Origin of the sequence: Bradyrhizobium sacchari, from assembly GCF_002068095.1 — a bacterium.
Classification (GTDB): Bacteria; Pseudomonadota; Alphaproteobacteria; order Rhizobiales; family Xanthobacteraceae; genus Bradyrhizobium; species Bradyrhizobium sacchari.
Window position 1 is genome coordinate 29,565 of record NZ_LWIG01000008.1, and the last position, 16,564, is coordinate 46,128.

At 65.8% G+C, this 16,564-nt stretch carries 16 protein-coding genes and 1 pseudogene; 7 read left to right on the plus strand and 10 right to left on the minus strand.

All coding sequences use genetic code 11. The features are described 5' to 3' along the window. Window positions 1–129: 129 nt before the first annotated feature. From A5906_RS11305 to A5906_RS11325, 5 genes are all read right to left on the minus strand, one after another. A complete protein-coding gene (locus A5906_RS11305; protein ID WP_080135303.1) occupies window positions 130–705 on the minus strand; it encodes an alkylhydroperoxidase domain protein in 576 nt (191 codons plus the stop codon). Between the two features lie 12 nt (window positions 706–717). Beyond that, complete coding sequence (locus A5906_RS11310) at window positions 718–1,317, minus strand: CMD domain protein (protein ID WP_080135507.1); 600 nt, start codon at window positions 1,315–1,317, stop codon at window positions 718–720. Window positions 1,318–1,350: 33 nt separating this feature from the next. After that, complete coding sequence (locus A5906_RS11315) at window positions 1,351–2,388, minus strand: putative FMN-dependent luciferase-like monooxygenase (protein WP_080135304.1); 1,038 nt, start codon at window positions 2,386–2,388, stop codon at window positions 1,351–1,353. A 142-nt stretch (window positions 2,389–2,530) separates the two neighbouring features. Next, complete coding sequence (locus tag A5906_RS11320) at window positions 2,531–3,325, minus strand: MetQ/NlpA family ABC transporter substrate-binding protein (protein WP_080135305.1); 795 nt, start codon at window positions 3,323–3,325, stop codon at window positions 2,531–2,533. Between the two features lie 333 nt (window positions 3,326–3,658). After that, window positions 3,659–5,104, minus strand: a complete 1,446-nt coding sequence (locus tag A5906_RS11325; RefSeq protein ID WP_080135306.1) for an MATE family efflux transporter — start codon at window positions 5,102–5,104, stop codon at window positions 3,659–3,661. A gap of 142 nt (window positions 5,105–5,246) precedes the next feature. Between A5906_RS11325 and A5906_RS11330 the strand changes: the two genes are divergently transcribed. Then, complete coding sequence (locus A5906_RS11330; RefSeq protein WP_080135508.1) at window positions 5,247–5,825, plus strand: TetR/AcrR family transcriptional regulator; 579 nt, start codon at window positions 5,247–5,249, stop codon at window positions 5,823–5,825. 39 nt (window positions 5,826–5,864) lie between these two features. Here the strand turns inward: A5906_RS11330 and A5906_RS11335 are convergent, their stop codons facing one another. Continuing rightward, on the minus strand, window positions 5,865–6,542 hold the full coding sequence (locus tag A5906_RS11335) for a GntR family transcriptional regulator (protein WP_080135509.1): 678 nt from the start codon (window positions 6,540–6,542) through the stop codon (window positions 5,865–5,867). A 123-nt stretch (window positions 6,543–6,665) separates the two neighbouring features. Between A5906_RS11335 and dctP the strand changes: the two genes are divergently transcribed. Genes dctP through A5906_RS11360 form a run of 5 tightly spaced genes read left to right on the plus strand, consistent with a single transcriptional unit; the run spans window position 6,666 to window position 12,539 of the window. Next, window positions 6,666–7,685, plus strand: a complete 1,020-nt coding sequence (gene dctP, locus A5906_RS11340) for a TRAP transporter substrate-binding protein DctP (RefSeq protein ID WP_080135307.1) — start codon at window positions 6,666–6,668, stop codon at window positions 7,683–7,685. After that, on the plus strand, window positions 7,682–8,239 hold the full coding sequence (locus tag A5906_RS11345) for a TRAP transporter small permease (RefSeq protein ID WP_080135308.1): 558 nt from the start codon (window positions 7,682–7,684) through the stop codon (window positions 8,237–8,239). The genes dctP and A5906_RS11345 overlap by 4 nt, the downstream gene beginning before the upstream one ends. Continuing rightward, window positions 8,236–9,591, plus strand: coding sequence for a TRAP transporter large permease (locus tag A5906_RS11350; RefSeq protein ID WP_080135510.1), 1,356 nt, complete (start codon window positions 8,236–8,238; stop codon window positions 9,589–9,591). Before A5906_RS11345 ends, A5906_RS11350 begins: the two co-directional genes overlap by 4 nt. 18 nt (window positions 9,592–9,609) lie before the next feature. Next, on the plus strand, window positions 9,610–11,019 hold the full coding sequence (locus A5906_RS11355) for a malonyl-CoA decarboxylase (protein ID WP_080135309.1): 1,410 nt from the start codon (window positions 9,610–9,612) through the stop codon (window positions 11,017–11,019). Further along, entirely contained in the window at window positions 11,016–12,539 is a 1,524-nt protein-coding gene (locus A5906_RS11360) for a malonate--CoA ligase (RefSeq protein WP_080135310.1), read from the plus strand. Before A5906_RS11355 ends, A5906_RS11360 begins: the two co-directional genes overlap by 4 nt. Window positions 12,540–12,614: 75 nt before the next feature. Here the strand turns inward: A5906_RS11360 and A5906_RS11365 are convergent, their stop codons facing one another. Beyond that, on the minus strand, window positions 12,615–13,802 hold the full coding sequence (locus A5906_RS11365; RefSeq protein ID WP_080135311.1) for a CaiB/BaiF CoA transferase family protein: 1,188 nt from the start codon (window positions 13,800–13,802) through the stop codon (window positions 12,615–12,617). A 163-nt stretch (window positions 13,803–13,965) separates the two neighbouring features. Between A5906_RS11365 and A5906_RS11370 the strand changes: the two genes are divergently transcribed. Continuing rightward, window positions 13,966–14,853 (plus strand): VOC family protein, encoded by an 888-nt coding sequence (locus A5906_RS11370; protein ID WP_080135312.1) that lies wholly within the window; start codon window positions 13,966–13,968, stop codon window positions 14,851–14,853. Between the two features lie 5 nt (window positions 14,854–14,858). On the opposite strand, the gene A5906_RS44230 is transcribed toward A5906_RS11370, so the two are convergent. The 3 genes and pseudogenes from A5906_RS44230 to A5906_RS44235 all read right to left on the minus strand — a co-directional run. Further along, on the minus strand, window positions 14,859–15,835 hold a 977-nt coding region (locus tag A5906_RS44230; RefSeq protein WP_347337600.1), incomplete at its 5' end, for a CopD family protein. 1 nt (window position 15,836) lies between these two features. Then, window positions 15,837–16,474, minus strand: a pseudogene (locus tag A5906_RS46350) (copper resistance D family protein); the annotation flags it as partial. Window positions 16,475–16,484: 10 nt separating this feature from the next. Beyond that, the coding region (locus A5906_RS44235) for a copper resistance protein CopC (RefSeq protein WP_245326709.1) at window positions 16,485–16,564 on the minus strand (80 nt) is incomplete at its 5' end.

A 16,564-nucleotide genomic window follows, 5' to 3' on the forward strand; every position in this document is an offset into this window, starting at 1 on the left:
AAGGCCGCGCCCGCCATCATGGCGGCAAGCGAGCCTTTGACCAGGGTACGGCGATCGATGTTGCTCATGAAAGGCTCCATCCACTCAGGTGTTGAAACAAAGCAGCAATTCTTGTGCCGGTGCGGCTGCCTATTTCGAGGGCTCGCCGAGCGACAGCATCAGCCGGTTGGCCCAATTGAAGAACGAGGCGCCATTGATGACATCGACGATCTCGGCATCGTCGAGGCCGGCGCTCCGCAGCTCCGCGATATTCTCGGGGCCAAAGGCGATCGGCGTCTCGGCCAGTGCCACGGAGGCCTTGACCACCGCATTCCAGCGCTCGCCGAGATCGGCCCCGACGCCTTCATCGAGCAGGCGCTGCACGTCGTCGCGGCGCTTGGAGTAGGTGCTGGCGAAACGCGCATGGACCGAGGCGCAATAGATGCAGCCGTTGTAGCGCGAGGTCGCAGCCGCTGCCAGCTCGCGCTCGGCGCGGGGCAGGCCGTCGGCGACGTTGTAGAAGATGTCCTTGTCGGTCTTGGTGCGGGCCTCCAGCACTTCAGGATCGCGCACCAGGAGACGAAAATATTCCGATTTAGCGCGGGCGCGATCGACGAGGCCGGCGAAATGCCGTTCGGTCAGCTCGCCCTCGGGCAGCGGGTCGATCCACGAGACCCAGCCGAGTTCGTCCTGGGTGAAGACGACGGGCGGATTGATGGTGCTCATGATTGCTGCCTCCTACGCGCTTGCCGCTGCGAGCGTGCGCAAGCCGCTGACGACGCGGACCTGAAACGACAGGAACGCAACGAGCTGGGAGAACGTGACGATGCCGGTCTCCGACCAGCCGGCGGCCAGCAGCGCCTTCATGTCGGCGGATGCGGCATCGCGTGGGCGGAAGACCAGCAGATGCGCATGCTCAAGCGCCGCGACCAGCCGGGTGCCGAGTTCGGGCTTGCGTTCCGGGCTGACGCGATAGATCAGGCCGGCCTTGTCCTCGACCGACAGCGGTCCGGCCGGAAAGGCGCCATAGGGACCTGAGGTCTTGCCACGCTCGATCTCGGCCTTGATCGGCTCGACCAACGCCGCTCCATCCGCGTTCGCTGCGAGCTTTTCGCGATAGAAGGCGGCGACGGGGGACTCGCCATGGAGCCCGGTCACGAAAGCCGCGACCGCGGCGCGTTCGGCAAGCGAAAAATCGCCGGCGTCGATCGGCTCGAACAGCGAGAGATAGCTCTTCTGCGCATTCTCGCGCGCCTGCAGCCGGCGCGCGCGGATGGCATCCAGGGCGGAGCCGGGCTCGATCCCGGCGAGCGTGTCGATGATATCCTTCGCACTCATCATTCAGCCTCATCCAATTCCGTCACGTCGCCGCTAGCCTGCCAGCGCCACGTCGGCCGCGGCCGTCCTGACCCAGCCCAGCGCAGGCGCCACCTTCTCGGCGACCAGCTCGATCGAGCGCAGGACGTAAGGATGCGGCGCGTCGACCGAATGCACCTGGAAGACCAGATCGGTCACCCGTTCCAGCGTGGCATCGGTGCGGAGCGAGGCAATCACCTCGTCGGCGGCGCCGACATGGGTGTCGAATGCCGCGATCATCTCCTCCAGCGTCTCGCCCGGCGGAAGGTGACCGCCCTTCATGAATTGCGGCAGCGCGCGGCGCAATCCGATATCGGCAAGCCGCAGCGCCTCGCGATGGTCGTCGGCGACGAAGACGCTGCGCGAGGCCATGATGCGCGGCTCGCAGCCCGGCGGCAGCGCGGCGAGATAGGCGTCGATGATCGGATTCTGGATCTCGGCGAGCGTCGCCTCCGGCGCGTCCTTGGATCGCGGCTGGGTGCGCGAGAGCAGGAGGCCATCACCGGCCTTGCCGGCGCGGGCGCCGCCGGCGACGGAGAACGTCGCCTGCCAGATGCGCTTGTCCAGTTGCGGCCGCTGCGGATAGAGCGTGTCGCCGCCGTCGAGCGGCTTGCCGGTCAGTGCCTTGCGGACGATGTCCAGATTGCGCGCAAAGATCTCGTTGCGCTGGGCGCCGTCGAGGCCGAAGGCGGCAAAGGCGGACGGATTGCCGCCGGTGCCGACGCCGAGTTCGAAACGGCCGTTGCAGAGCAGATCCAGCACCGCGGCATCCTCCGCCACCCTCACCGCACTCTCCAGCGGCAGCGTCACGATGCCGGTGCCGAGACGGATCCGCGAGGTCTGGGCAGCGACGTAACCCAGGAAGGTGAAGGGCGACGGCAGACCGCCCTCGCGCTCGTGGAAATGATGCTGCGCAATCCATGCGGAATCGAGCCCGGCCTTCTCGGCGCGCACGATCTGCTCGGCGGCGAAGCGATAGCGGTCCGCCGGCGGCGCCTCGTCGAGCAGCCGCGTGAAGAAGCCCAGGCGTTTCAGGTTAGCAAAGCGTTTCATACGATCCCTGTCGGGCGAGGATTGCCACGCCCGCGATGATGTCGGTTGCCGCAGCTCCAGACAAGCGGGCATTGCGCAAGGCTCATAGGCAAGGCTGCCCGCCGGATCGCCCCTTGCACTGGACTCCGAGCGGGCAGACTGCCTACCAGCTCGGCAGCACCGCGCCCTTGAACTTGGTCAGGACGAACTCCTTGACCTCGGGCGTGTGATAGCTGTCCACCAGCACCTTGACCCAGGGCTTGTCCTTGTCGGCCGTGCGAACGGCGATCAGGTTGACATAAGGACCCTTCGGGTCCTCGCGCAGGATCGGGTCCTTGACCGGATCGAGGCCCGCCTGGGTTGCATAATTGGTGTTGATCGCGGCTGCGTCGACATCGTCGAGCGCGCGCGGGGCCTGCGCCGCATCGACCTCGATGAACTTCAGCTTCTTGGGATTCTCGGTGATGTCGAGCACCGTCGGCTTGAAGCCGGTGCCGTCCTTCAGCTTGATCACGCCCTTGTCGCGGAGCAGCAGCAGCACCCTGCCGCCATTGGTCGGATCGTTCGGGATCGAGACCTTGCCGCCCTCAGGGATATCGGCGAAGGCCTTGTGCTTCTTCGAATAGACGCCGATCGGGAAGTTCACGGTCAGGCCGACCGCCTCGATCTTGTAGCCGCGATCCGCCTTCTGGTTGTCCAGGTAAGGCTGGTTCTGGAACGAATTGGCCTGGATCTCGCCGGCATCGAGCGCGGCGTTCGGCACCACGTAGTCAGAGAACTCGAGCAGCTGGATCTCGAGCCCCTGCTTGGCGGCGATCGGCTTCACGGCTTCGAGGATCTGCGCGTGTGGCCCCGGCGTCACGCCGATCTTGATGGTCTCGGCCGCGGCTGCGGCGGACCATGCGGCGAGCACGGCCGAGAGGATCAGAGGGAGGCGAAACGACATCTTGGTCTCCATGGAGTCTGCGGCAAAGATTGGAACCGTATTCGCTTCTCTGCCGGACGAAATCAATAAAAAGGAAATCCATATTGGCACGTCACGGCGAAGAACACCTTCTCCATTCGGCGCAAAATAGGAAACGAATTCGCAGGCCACGCGACGCCTATCGCAAGCGTGATGGGCATCACGGCAAAGTGTCGCCCGCCGGACGAGATTGGCAAGACTAGCAAGGAGTTCAGCCATGACCGCCCTCACCGCCCCGAAACTCGCGGCGGCGGTGGAACTGCTGACGATGTGCTGCTGATGTCGGTGCTGGCAATCGGTGTCACCAGCATCGGGTGATGCCAGGGCCTACTCGGATCGCCAGGTCGCCGGCGACAGCATGATCAGTGCGCATATGGCGGCATAGGCGACAAGCGAGACCGTGACCATGATGGCGAGCCCCGCCATGCCGGCACCAAAGCTTGCCACCGCGATCCAGCCGCCGCCGGCTGCGATCAGGATCCGCGCAACCGAGGACGCGAGCGGGCCCATGGCACGGCCGGTGCCCTGGGCAGCGAAGGACGTCACGAAGCCGAAGCCGAGCGCGGCATAGGCCGGCGCAACGATGCGCAGGTACGTCATGCCCTCGCTCACCACCTCGGCGTCGTGGCTAAAGAGGTTGAGCCAGGCGGTCGGGACGATCGCAACCAGAAGGCCGATCGTGCCCGTCATGACCATGCCGACGCCGCCACTGATCCAGCCGATTTTCCGCGCCCGCACGGTCTGCCTGGCCCCCATGTTGACGCCGACCATGGTCAGCGTCGCCGTGCTGATACCGAACAGCAGCGGGATCATGATGTAGTCGAGCCGCGAGGCGATGCCGTAGCCGGCGAGCGCGGAGGTGCCGAACAGTCCGACCGCGCCGGTGACCAGGATGACGGTGAGATTGGTCAGCACGGCGTTGAACGCAGTAGGAAGGCCGACCTTCAGCATGTCGCCGAAGATTCTTGCGCGCAATGGCACGATGTGGAGCCGCAGGCCGGTCGCGCCCGACGCCATGTAGCGCAGCAGGAACAGCATGGCCGCTCCATAATAAAGACCGAAGGCGATGCCGGCGCCACCGATGCCGAGCCGCGGAATCGGCCCAAAACCGAAGATCAGCGCCGGCGAGACCGGAATGGTCACGATCGCGCCGACCAGCGTCACCAGCGCAGGCACCCTGACATTGCCGGAGCCCCGCAGCGCGGCCGCCTGGAGGTTGACGATCCACGCCGGGATGGCACCGGCGAAGAGATAATTGGAATAGGTGGTGGCCGCGGCGAGGGCACCGCCCTGCCCACCAAGCATACGATAGAGCCACGGGCCGGCGAGGATCACGCCGAGCGTGAAGACGCCGCCGGCGACGATCGCCAGCACCACCGCATGAAACAGCGCCGCCTCCGCGTCGTCTCGACGGCCGGCGCCGACCGCGCGCGCCACCGAGGATGCGACACCGGAGCCGAAACCGCCGTTCGACATCATGGTCATGAGCATGAAGATCGGGAACACCAGCGCGGCGCCCGCCAGGGCGTCGGTGCCGAGGAAGCCGACATAATATGCCTCCGCGATGTTCACCGCGGTCTGCGCCACCAGGACGGTGACGGTCGGCGCGGCGAGACGGAGCAGGGTCGGGAGAATGGGCGCGGTAAGCAATGCCGCGCGCCTCTGCTCGGCCGCGCTTGCGGTGGCTGGCGTCGCCTGGCGAAGCGTCGTTGCGGAGCCGCCCACGAGTTGCGGAGCGGACAACGGCGGCGCGGCGGCATCCTCGACTGACATGGGCGCGATCCTGCTTATCTCTCGGACCGCCGGTCGGCCGCCCATTGCATTATGACCATAATGTATTATTATGATCGTAATGCAATGAGTCCTGCCTCACGATTTCGTGGCCGGGCTGAGGGCCGCTCGCAAGGAGGCGCGGTTGGCGCGTTACGACAAGGGACACAGGGACGCGACGCGGCGACATATTCTCGATGTGGCGTCGGAGCAGTTCCGCGAGAGCGGCATCGCCGCCGTGGGGCTCGCCGGCATCATGTCGGAGGCGGGGCTGACCAACGGCGCCTTCTACACGCATTTCGAATCCAAGGAAGATCTGGTGCGCGCGGTGCTGCTCGATGCGCTGGAGCGGCGCGAGCGGCGGCACAAGGAGAATCTCGAGAGCGGCATCGCGCTCGAGGCGACGATCCGCGACTATCTCTCGCCGCGCCATCGTGACCGCGCCGGGACCGGCTGCCCGACCGCGGCTCTCGTATCCGAGATCGCACGGCACCCGAGGGCGACCCGCGAGGCCTTCACCGCGAAGATGTCCGACATCGTCTCGCTGATGGCCGAGCAGCTCCCGCAAGGTTCAGCAGACGATCGGCGCCGGAGGGCAATGGCGATCTACGCCATGATGGTCGGCGCGCTGCAATTGTCGCGCGCGGTGAGCGACAGACGATTGTCGGAGGAGATTCTGGAGGACGCGGTTCAGGCGGCCATCAATCTGGGGCGCGGACGGTAAACGGGCCTGCGAACCGGTCGGGCGAACGTCAGCCCGCCCCTATTTCGCGCTCCTGCCCGCGGCATCCGAGCGTCGGTCCCCGGCAAGGCCGAGCACCATGTCCGAGAACCGCTCGCCCTGCACCAGCACGTGATCGTGCAATCGCGTCGCGGCGAGTTGTTCGTCGCCGGCGCGGATCGCTTCGAGAATCCCGGCGTGCTCCTGGAGCGATTGCAAGAGACGATTGCGCGCCCGAAGCTGGATGCGGCGATAGGCGCTCAAGCGCTTGTGCAGGGCGAAGGCCTGGTCGGCCAGGAAGCTGTTGCGGCTGGCGCGATAGATCGCTTCGTGAAAATTGCGGTTGTCCGCGTAGTACTGCTCGCTGTCGCCTTCGCGCGCGGCAATCTCGCAGGCGCGGTGAGCCGTCTCCATCGCCGCGTCATTGTCCGGCGTCAGCCGGCGCGCGGCCAGCCGACCGCAGGCGCTTTCGATCTCGGCCATGGTCTCGAACATCTCGAACAGCCGGGTCGGTGACGGAACGCTGACGATCGCGCCGCGGCGCGGGCGGACGTCGATGAAGCCTTCGGCGCCGAGTTGAAGCAGCGCCTCGCGGATCGGGGTCCGCGACACCCCGAATCGCTCCGCGAGCGAGGCCTCGTCCAGGCGATCGCCCGGCAGGAATTCCCCTGCAATCACAGCGTCTTCGATCGACTGCTTCAGTCTGAAGGCCTGGCTCATTGTATGCACCTGATCGACCAATTCCATACCATAGACTTGACAAAACATACAGCATGCAGTTCATATCATTATTGTATGCAAGATTAGAAACAAAAAATGCAATCTGGCAACGGGAGGTATGGAATGAGGATTTCGAGACGCCAAGCCCTGGCGCTGGGGATCGCAGCCCCAGCGCTGATCCACTTCGGAGAGGCGCGCGCGGCCACAACCCTGAAGATCTCGCACCAGTTTCCGGGAGGCACCGCGACCGAAGGCGATTTCCGCGACCGGCTCTGCCGGCGCTTCGCGACCTTGATCCAGGAGCGCAGCAAGGGCGCGATGACGGCCGAGATCTATCCGGGCTCGTCGCTGATGAAGACCAACGCACAGGTCTCGGCGATGCGCAAAGGTGCGCTCGACATGAGCCTCATCCCCATCTCCTACGCCGGCGGCGATCTTCCCGAGCTGAACATCGGCCTGATGCCGGGCCTCGTCACCGGTTACGACGAAGGCCTCGGCTGGAAGAACAAGCCGATCGGCCAGGAGTTCAGCAAGTTTCTCGCCGCCAAGGGCCTCGTCATCGTCACCTGGATCTGGCAGGCCGGCGGCGTCGCCAGCCGCGCGCGTCCGCTGGTCGAGGTCGGCGATGCCAAGGGCATGAAGGTCCGCGGCGGCTCGCGCGAGATGGACCTCGTGCTGCAGGCTGCCGGCGCCTCGGTGCTGTCGCTGCCCTCCAACGAACTCTATGCGGCGATGCAGACCGGCGCGTGCGATGCCGCCCTCACCTCGTCCACCAGCCTGACCTCGTTCCGCCTGGAGGAGCTCGCCAAGCATCTGACGACCGGCCGGGCCAGGAGCTACTGGTTCATGCTCGAGCCGCTCGTGATGTCGAAGGCGGTGTTCGACCGGCTTTCGAGCGAGGAGCGCGACATCATCGTCTCGGTCGGCGCCGAGCTCGAAGCGTTCGGCCGCACTGCTGCGGTCGAGGACGACGTGCGCGTCGCCAAGGTTTACCAAGCCGCCGGCGCGACGGTGCACGATCTCGACGACAGGACGGTCCAGTCATGGCGCGAGCTTGCGCGCGACACGGCCTGGAAGGACTACGCCCACAAGAACGAGAACTGCGCCCGCTTGATCAAGCTTGCCATGGAGGCCGGCTCATGAGCGCGCATGGCATCGATCTCGGCCATCCAGCCACAGTGACGGCGGCGCGGCCCGGCTCCCCGGTGGGACGGATCGCCCGCGCGATGACCCTCCTCAACAGGGCGATCGTCGTGCTCTGCTCGATCGCGCTCATCGTCGCGAGCACGATCCTGAGCTACAGCGTGGCCGCGCGCTACTTCTTCAACGCGGCAACCTATTGGCAGGACGAGGCCGCGGTGTTCCTGCTGGTCGGCGCCACGTTCCTGTCGACCGCGTTCGTGCAGGCCGGGCGCGGCCATATCGGCATCGAGGCCCTCACCGGCTATCTGTCGAAGCGCGGCAATGCGATCCGGATGCTCGCGGTCGACACCGCCAGCCTATTGTTCTGCTGCTTCTTCGCCTGGAAATCCTGGACGCTGTTCCACGAAGCCTGGGTGGACGGACAGGTGTCCGGATCGACCTGGGCCCCGCCGCTGTGGATTCCATACAGCATGATGTCGCTGGGCATGACGCTGATGACGCTGCAGATCGCGCTCCAGCTCGCTTCGAGCGTCGACGGATGGAGGAGCAAATGAGCACGCTTGCCGTCGGACTGATGTATGGGGGTGCGACCCTCGCCGTCATGGCCTCGGGCATGCCGATCGCGCTGGCGCTCGGCGCGGTCGCCGTCATCTTCATGTACTACTTCATGCCCGCCGCATCGCTCGATACGGTGACGCAGAATGTCTACGAGGAGATGGCCTCGATCACGCTGCTGGCGATCCCGCTCTTCATCCTGAAGGGCGCCGCAATCGGCAAGTCGAAGGCGGGGCAGGATCTCTACAGCGCGCTGCATGTCTGGATGGGCCGCATTCCCGGCGGGCTCGGCATCGCCAACGTGTTCGCCTGCGCGCTGTTCGCGGCGATGGCGGGATCGTCTCCGGCCACCTGCTCGGCGATCGGCTCCGCCGGCATTCCCGAGATGCGCAAGCGCGGCTATTCCGGCGGCTTCGCCGCGGGCGTGATCGCCGCCGGCGGCACGCTGGGCATCCTGCTACCGCCCTCGATCACCATGATCCTGTACGCGGTCGCCGCCGAGCAGTCGCTCGGACGCCTGTTCCTCGCCGGCATCGGACCGGGCCTTCTCCTGGTGGTGCTGTTTGCGACCTACGCCGTGCTGAGGTTCAAGGCCGAATACAAAGCGGCACAGCGCGCCTATGCGGCCGATCCGGGACAGCATCCGATCCTGTCGAACGAACGCTTCACCATGGCGATGCGGTTCGGCGCGCTGCCGCGCGTGCTGCCTTTCGTGGTGCTGCTCAGCGGCGTGATGATCGCGCTCTATGGCGGCTATGCGACGCCGTCGGAAACCGCCGGGCTCGGCGGCATCCTGGCCCTCGTCCTGATCGCCTCGATCTACGGCGTGTGGCGGCCGCGGGATCTCGGCCCGATCCTGGAATCGACGCTGAAGGAATCGACCATGCTGATGCTGATCATCGGCATGTCGCTGCTCTACTCCTACGTGATGAGCTATCTCCACATCAGCCAGGCCGCGGCGCAGGCGATCGTCGCAATGCAGCTGTCGCGCTGGGTGCTGCTCGGCGCGATCCTGGTGCTGGTGGTCGTGCTCGGCTTCTTCCTTCCGCCGGTCTCGATCATCCTGATGACCGCGCCGATCATCCTGCCGCCGCTCAAGGACGCCGGCTTCGACCTGATCTGGTTCGGCGTGGTGATGACGATCGTGATGGAGATGGGGCTCATCCATCCGCCGGTCGGACTCAACATCTTCGTCATCAGGAACATCGCGCCGGACATCCCGTTGCGGGATGTGATCTGGGGGACGCTGCCCTTCGTCCTGCTGATGGCGTTCGCGGTCGTCCTGCTGTGCCTTGTGCCGTCGATCTCGACCTGTCTGCCCAACCTCGTGATGGGTCCGCCATCGCGATAACCCGAGGAGGCACGAACCATGCTGAACGACATCCGGTCCGGACGGATCGCCGCGCCCGAATTCCTGCAGGGGCTGATCGACACGTTGACGCAACGCGGCCGCGCGGTCCTGGGCATGAAGGCGGAACGGGACGGCAGCGAGGATCGCGACCTCGAGCTTCTCGGCGAGGCGCTGCTGTCGCGGCGCGGCGAAGCCTCCGGCGTTGCCATCGCGCAATCGCTGCTCGCTGCGTTCGAAGCCGCGGCCGAGCCGCAGCGGCTCAAATTTCTATCCTCCCTCGCCGACCGGTTCGGGCCGGACCGCCGCGCGATCGAGCTCGCGATCGCCGCCTATCAGCGCAAGGAGGGCGGCGACGGCAGCAAGCTCGAGGCGCTCCATGCCGCCGCGGAGCCGCGCCGGCAGGAGCTGATCCGGCGCCTCAATCTGGCCCCCGGCGGCACGGCCTCGTTGGTGCGGATGCGGGAGGTGCTGCTCTCGCTGCTGCGCGCGCATCCCGAGCTCCAGGCCGTCGACGACGATTTCGTCCACCTGTTCTCGTCCTGGTTCAACCGGGGTTTCCTCGTGCTGCGACCCATCGACTGGACCACCTCGGCGAACATCCTGGAGAAGATCATCAGGTATGAAGCCGTCCACGCCATCCAGGACTGGGACGATTTGCGCAACCGGCTCGAGCCGCCGGACCGCCGCTGCTATGCGTTCTTCCATCCGCAGCTGGTCGACGAGCCGCTGATCTTCGTCGAGGTCGCGCTCACAAAAGAGATTCCCGGTGCGATCGGACCGCTGCTGGACAAGTCGCGCCAGGCGATCGCCGCGCGCGAGGCGACGACCGCCGTGTTCTACTCGATCTCGAACACCCAAAAGGGCCTTGCCGGCGTCTCCTTCGGCAATTTTCTGATCAAGCAGGTGGTGCAGGACCTCGCCCGCGAACTACCGAACCTGAAGACCTTCGTCACCCTGTCGCCGGCGCCCGGCTTTGCCGGCTGGGCGAGGCGCGAGCTCAAGTCCGAGGCCTCCGCCGCGATCGACGAGGACACAAGGCGCGCGCTGGCCGCACTCGATGAGGGCGGCGACATCGCGCAGGCAAAGGAGGCCATCACGTCACTGGCCGCCTATTACTTCCTCAAGGCAAAGCTGCCCTCGGGCAAGCCGGTCGATCCGGTCGCCCGCTTCCATCTCGGCAACGGCGCGCGGCTGGAGCGGCTGAATTTCCTCGGCGACAGCTCCGCCAAGGGCATGAAGCAGTCGTACGGGCTGATGGTGAACTATCTCTACGCGCTCGAGCACATCGAGGCGAACCACGAGGCCTTTGCGGAAGCCGGCACAGTGGTGGCGTCCGACAAGGTGAAGAAGGCGCTGCGCGCGAAATTGTCATCGCGCGACCTCGTTCCCGGTCCTCACAGCAACTCGCAACGGAAGATCTCGTCATGACCTCGAACCTGTACGATCGCCTGCTCGCCGGCGCGGAGTCCGACCGGTCCATCTGCATCGAGAAGGACGACGGCACCGCCCTGAGCTATGCCGACCTGGCCGCCCTCAGCGGAAGGTTTGCGAATTTCCTGGGCCGCAACGGCATCGGCCCGAACCACCGCGTCGCGGCCAAGGTGGAGAAATCCGTCGAGGCCATCGCGCTCTATCTTGCAACGCTGCGCACCGGCGCGGTGTACCTTCCGCTCAACACCGCCTATACGGCAGCCGAAACCGAATATTTCATCCGCGACGCGCAGCCGACATTGATCGTGTGCGATCCCAGGGAAGAAGCCGATTTGCGCGCCATCGCCGCCAAGGCCGGCGGCCGGGTCGAGACGCTCGATCATCAGGGCAAGGGTTCGCTCGCCGATGCCGCAGCGAGCTTCCCGGTGGGATTTGACACCGTCACGAGGGCGAATGACGATCTCGCGGCCATTCTCTACACGTCGGGCACGACCGGCCGCTCGAAGGGCGCCATGCTGACACACGGCAACCTTTCGTCGAACGCCCTGACGCTCGTCCAGGAGTGGCGCTATGCGAGCAAGGACGTGCTGATCCACGCCTTGCCGATCTATCACGTTCACGGGCTCTTCGTGGCCTGCAACGTCAGCTTCGCTGCGCGCGCGCGCATCCTGTTCATGCAGAAGTTCGATGCCGAACGCATTCTGGCAACGATGGCACGCAGCACCGTTCTGATGGGCGTGCCGACCTTCTATGTCCGCCTGCTCGAGAGCGCCAACCTGAACGAGCGCACCGCGGCCAATATGAGGCTGTTCGTCGCCGGCTCGGCGCCGCTGCTGGCCGAAACACACCGGGCCTGGAAGGAGCGCACCGGGCATGCCATTCTGGAACGCTACGGCATGACCGAGACCGGAATGATCGCCTCCAATCCCTATGAGGGCGCCCGCATTGCCGGCTCGGTCGGCCGGCCGCTTCCCGCCGTCGAGGTTCGCGTCACCGATCCCGAGACCGGCGCAAACCTCCCCGTTGGCGACGTCGGCATGATCGAGGTGAAGGGACCGAACGTGTTCGCAGGCTACTGGAACATGCCGGACAAGACCGCCGCCGAATTTCGCGCCGATGGCTTCTTCATCACCGGCGACCTCGGCAAGCTCGATGCAAACGGTTATCTCCACATCGTCGGCCGCGGCAAGGATCTGATCATCACCGGCGGCTTCAACGTCTATCCGAAGGAGATCGAGACCGAGATCGACGCCATTGACGGGGTGTCGGAAAGCGCCGTTGTCGGCGTGCCCCACGCCGATTTCGGCGAAGGCGTCACCGCCGCCGTGGTCCGCTCGCCCAATTCGTCGGTGGACGAGCGCGCCATTCTCGACGCGCTGTCCGGGCGCCTCGCCAAATTCAAGCAGCCCAAGCGCATTATCTTCGTCGAGACCTTGCCGCGCAACACCATGGGCAAGGTGCAGAAGAATCTGCTGCGCGAGCGCTTCGCCGCCATCTACGCCAACAAAGCCGGCTAGATCGAGCAGGACCCAGGTTCATCCAGATCGCACTGGACCGCCGCCTGAACGTTTCAGCCGGCGGTCCTGCCGCCGCTAGATGATGCCGCTCCGCCGAAGTGCTTCGATCGCAGCCGGGTCGTAGCCGAGCTCGGCGAGGACGCGGTCGGTATGTTCGCCGAGCGTGGGCGGACGCGCCGCAATCTCTCCCGGCGTCTCCGACAGCCGCACGGCGGCGCGCACGACCGGCGCAGGTTTCGGCAAGCCGGGATAGTCGACGTCCTGCATGAAGCCGGCGGCGCGGATGTGCGGATGATCGAGCGCCTGCTGCGGGCTCAGCACCGGTCCGGTCGGGATCATCGCCTTGCCCAGGGTGTCGACGGCCTCCTGCGTGGTGCGCTCGGCGCACCAGCGCGCCATCCGCTCGCTGATGACGGGTCCATTGTTGCCGCGGCTGATGTCATCGACAAAGCGCGGATCGTTCAGCCATAGCTCCTCCTCGCCCATCAGCTTCGCCCAGCGCTTGAACAGCGGATGGCCCGTGACCTGGCACAGCACCCAGCCGTCCTTGGTGCGGTAGATGTCGGCGGGCGCGGCAGTCTGGCCGAGATTACCGGTCGGAACGCGGTTGACGTTGATGACGGCCTGCTCGATCAGCGTGGCATTGGTGAAGGACAGCGCGGTGGCGAGCAGCGCGCCCTCGACGATCTGACCGCGGCCGGATTTGCCCCGCTCGATCAGCGCGGCGAGCGTCCCGAACGCGCAGTGCAGCGCGGTTCCGAAATCGACCCAGTTCACCGCGGCCCGGTAGGGCGGATCGCCGGCGCCGGTCATGTACACCGAGCCCGACATGACCTGGCCGACACCGTCGAAGCCGACGCGGTCGGACCATGGTCCCGGCCCGCCAAACGCCGTTGCGGTCGTCAGGATGATGTCGGGCTTGATCGCTCGAAGCGAGTCGTAATCGAGCTTCATCGCGCGCAGGGTCTGCGGCGGCAGATTGGCGACGACGACGTCGGCGGTCACGATCAGGCGGCGCATCACCTCCTGCCCTTCCGACGTCATCGGATCGAGCGTGATGCACTTCTTGTTGCGATTGATCTGAAGAAACAGCGCGCCTTCGCCACCCTCACCGACCGGCGCCACGAACCGGTCCTCGCTGCCATCGCGCTTCTCCACGCGAATGACCTCGGCCCCGAATTCGGCCAGCAAGGTCGCGCAATATGGTCCCGCGATGTAGCGCCCGAAATCGAGGACGCGCACGCCTTCCAGAACTCCCCCCATCGGTCCTTTCCTTGATGTCTTTTGCCCAGATTACAGGGACTGGTTGCCGCGGCAAGGTGGCAACGACCCGCGCTGTCTGCAGATGTGATCGGCAAACGGTTTCGGCCGGCGGACATTCTGCTCTAGGATGGCCTGTCCCTCCCCTCACCCAGAGCGCATAGCCATGCCGCAACAATTCGATCGATCCGCAGAAGATCTCGGCAACGCGATTCATTTCGAGCACGTCAACATCCAGGTGCCGGACCAGCGCCTGGCGACATTATTCTACGTCACGGGACTTGGGCTCACCCGCGATCCCTATCTGATGGTGTCCGACACCAACATGTGGATCAATGCCGGACGGAGCCAGTTCCACCTGCCGAGCGGCAGACCGCAGGTGCTGCGCGGCCAAACCGGCCTCGTCATCGAAGGACGCGAGGCGCTGCTGGCGCGACTGGCATCGGTCGCGAAGAAGCTCGAAGGCACGGCCTTCGCGTTCACGGAGCACAACGATCACGTCGAGGCCGTCTGCCCGTGGGGCAACCGCATGCGTGTTTATGAGCCGGACGCGGCGCGCTTCGGTCGCATCACGCTCGGCATTCCCTATGTCGAGTTCGACGTGCCGCTCGGAACGGCACCGGCCATCTGCGCCTTCTATCCGGAGGTGATGGGCATGCCCGCCAGTTTGCGCAACGGAGAGGGGACCGTTGCCGCGGTGAGGACGGGCCGCGACCAGCAGCTCTTGTTTCGCGAGACCGAGCGGCCGCAGGGCGAGTATGACGGGCACCATGTGCAGATGTACATCACCGACTTCTCCGGACCGTACCACAAGCTGCTCGCGCGCAATTTGATCTCCCGCGAGGACAATCAATACCAGTATCGGTTCTGCGACATCGTCGATCTCGACAGCGGCAAGCCCCTGTTCACGGTCGAGCACGAGGTCCGCAGCGCGACCCATCCGATGTTCATGCGGCCGATGGTCAATCGCAATCCTGCCGTCAACAACCGCAATTACGCGTACGGCCACGATCAGACGTCGTGGGCGATGGGGCCGGATCAGTACGACGGATAGCGCGTTCAGGCTTCGCGATACTCGAGCAGGATCAGCCCGACCAGGATGAAGGCGACCGGCCAGATCCAGGCCGCGGCCCGGCTGACCCGACCGTCGAGCCGCAGCTCGAGCCAGCGCGCCCAGCCGGCGGCGACGCCGCAGAGCGCGAGCGGGGTGTGGCTCATCTCGATGAGCAGCTGGTCCTTGATGTTGGCAATGGCATGGGAATGCGTGAGCAGCAGCGCGCCGCCGAGCGCCGTGGTCAATGGGAACACCAGGGCCCCCGGCCCGGGCTTGCTGCAGCGTAAGCGCACGCGCCATTCGAACAGGCCGAACGCGACGATCAGCAGGACGAAGATGCGATGCTGCGTCACTTCAGGATCACGCAACGACTCGAAGAAGCCGGCTGGACCAAGTGGCCAGGCCTGCTCATCGGCGCGGAAGAACAGGAAGGCCGCCATCGCCAGGAACAGCAGCGGCCAGTGCCGCGCCCAGCGCCCCCAACGAAAATGCTCGACCAGGGCCAGCAGTCCGATCAGCACCACGAAGATTCCGGCCCAGTGATGGTTGTACTCCGACCAGGCGATGTCCTCGGCATTGCGCGGCAGGATCGTGCCCTCACCGGGAACATAGGCCGCTTGCGCATTGGCGCGACCGGCATCGGCAAGCGTGATCCTCGCCTGCAACTGCGCGACGGTGAGCTTGTCGTAATCGGGGCTGGTCAGGCGCGGCGGCCATTGCGGCGTGGCGCGCTCGACGATCTCATGCCAGTTCAGGCGATCATGCGGGAGATCCACGCCGGGCGGCAATGAGGTCAGGGACGCCGCAGCAAGCAGAACGGTGAGGCCGATGCCGACCTCGATCTCGGCGAAACGCTTCAGGCGAAGGATCGGCGTGGTGGGGTCACGGCGCAGCCGCTCGACCAGGAAGTAATTGCCCGCGCCGAGCGTCAGCAGCATCAGGAGCAGGCCGACCTTCGCCAGGGTCATGACGCCATAGGCGGNATGACGAGGCCACCGCAGATGATCGCCGCGACCGCCGCCATCGACATCAGCGAATAGCGGCGCGCGATGAGACGCCAGTCGCCGGCATCCTTGCATCCGTTGAGCGCGATCAGGAAATAGGGCAGACCGCCGATCCAGACCGCCGCACCCGCCATGTGGCCCGCGTCGGACAACAGCAGCGGCCAACGCACATCCGGCCGGCTGGCCGCATGCGTGAGGCGCGTCTGCATCGCCAGCGCCAGCAGGGACAAGGCCAAAAGAGCGGCGGAGCGCAGCCGGCGCGCAGGACCGTTGGCCAGAACGGCGATGCCCAACGCACAAGCCGCGATGACGAAGTCCGCCCGGCCGAAATCGGCCGTGACCGCCTCGCTCCAGGGCACCTGGAGCGTCCCAACCAGCGCGGCCGCGTTGAGCGCCAGCGAGGCGACGGTGAGGAGCGCCCATGCGGCGGCGCTGAACCGCAGGAACGTGCGGCATCGCTCCTCGATCGTGAGGCCGAAGACGGAGAGCTGCGGCTGCAACGGTCCCCACAGCAACAGCTGAAACGCAAGCCCGCCGAGTGTGAACGACTGGGCGATCAGGATCAGGCCCCGCAGGACCACCGAGAGATAGCCGAAGATGTCGAGAAGGAGGTACAAGGCCGTAACGTCAGCGGACGGTGAACGGAATATCGCCGCGGGTGATGTGCCCGTCGACGCTCAGCACCTGCCAGCGCAGGTGCCATGCCC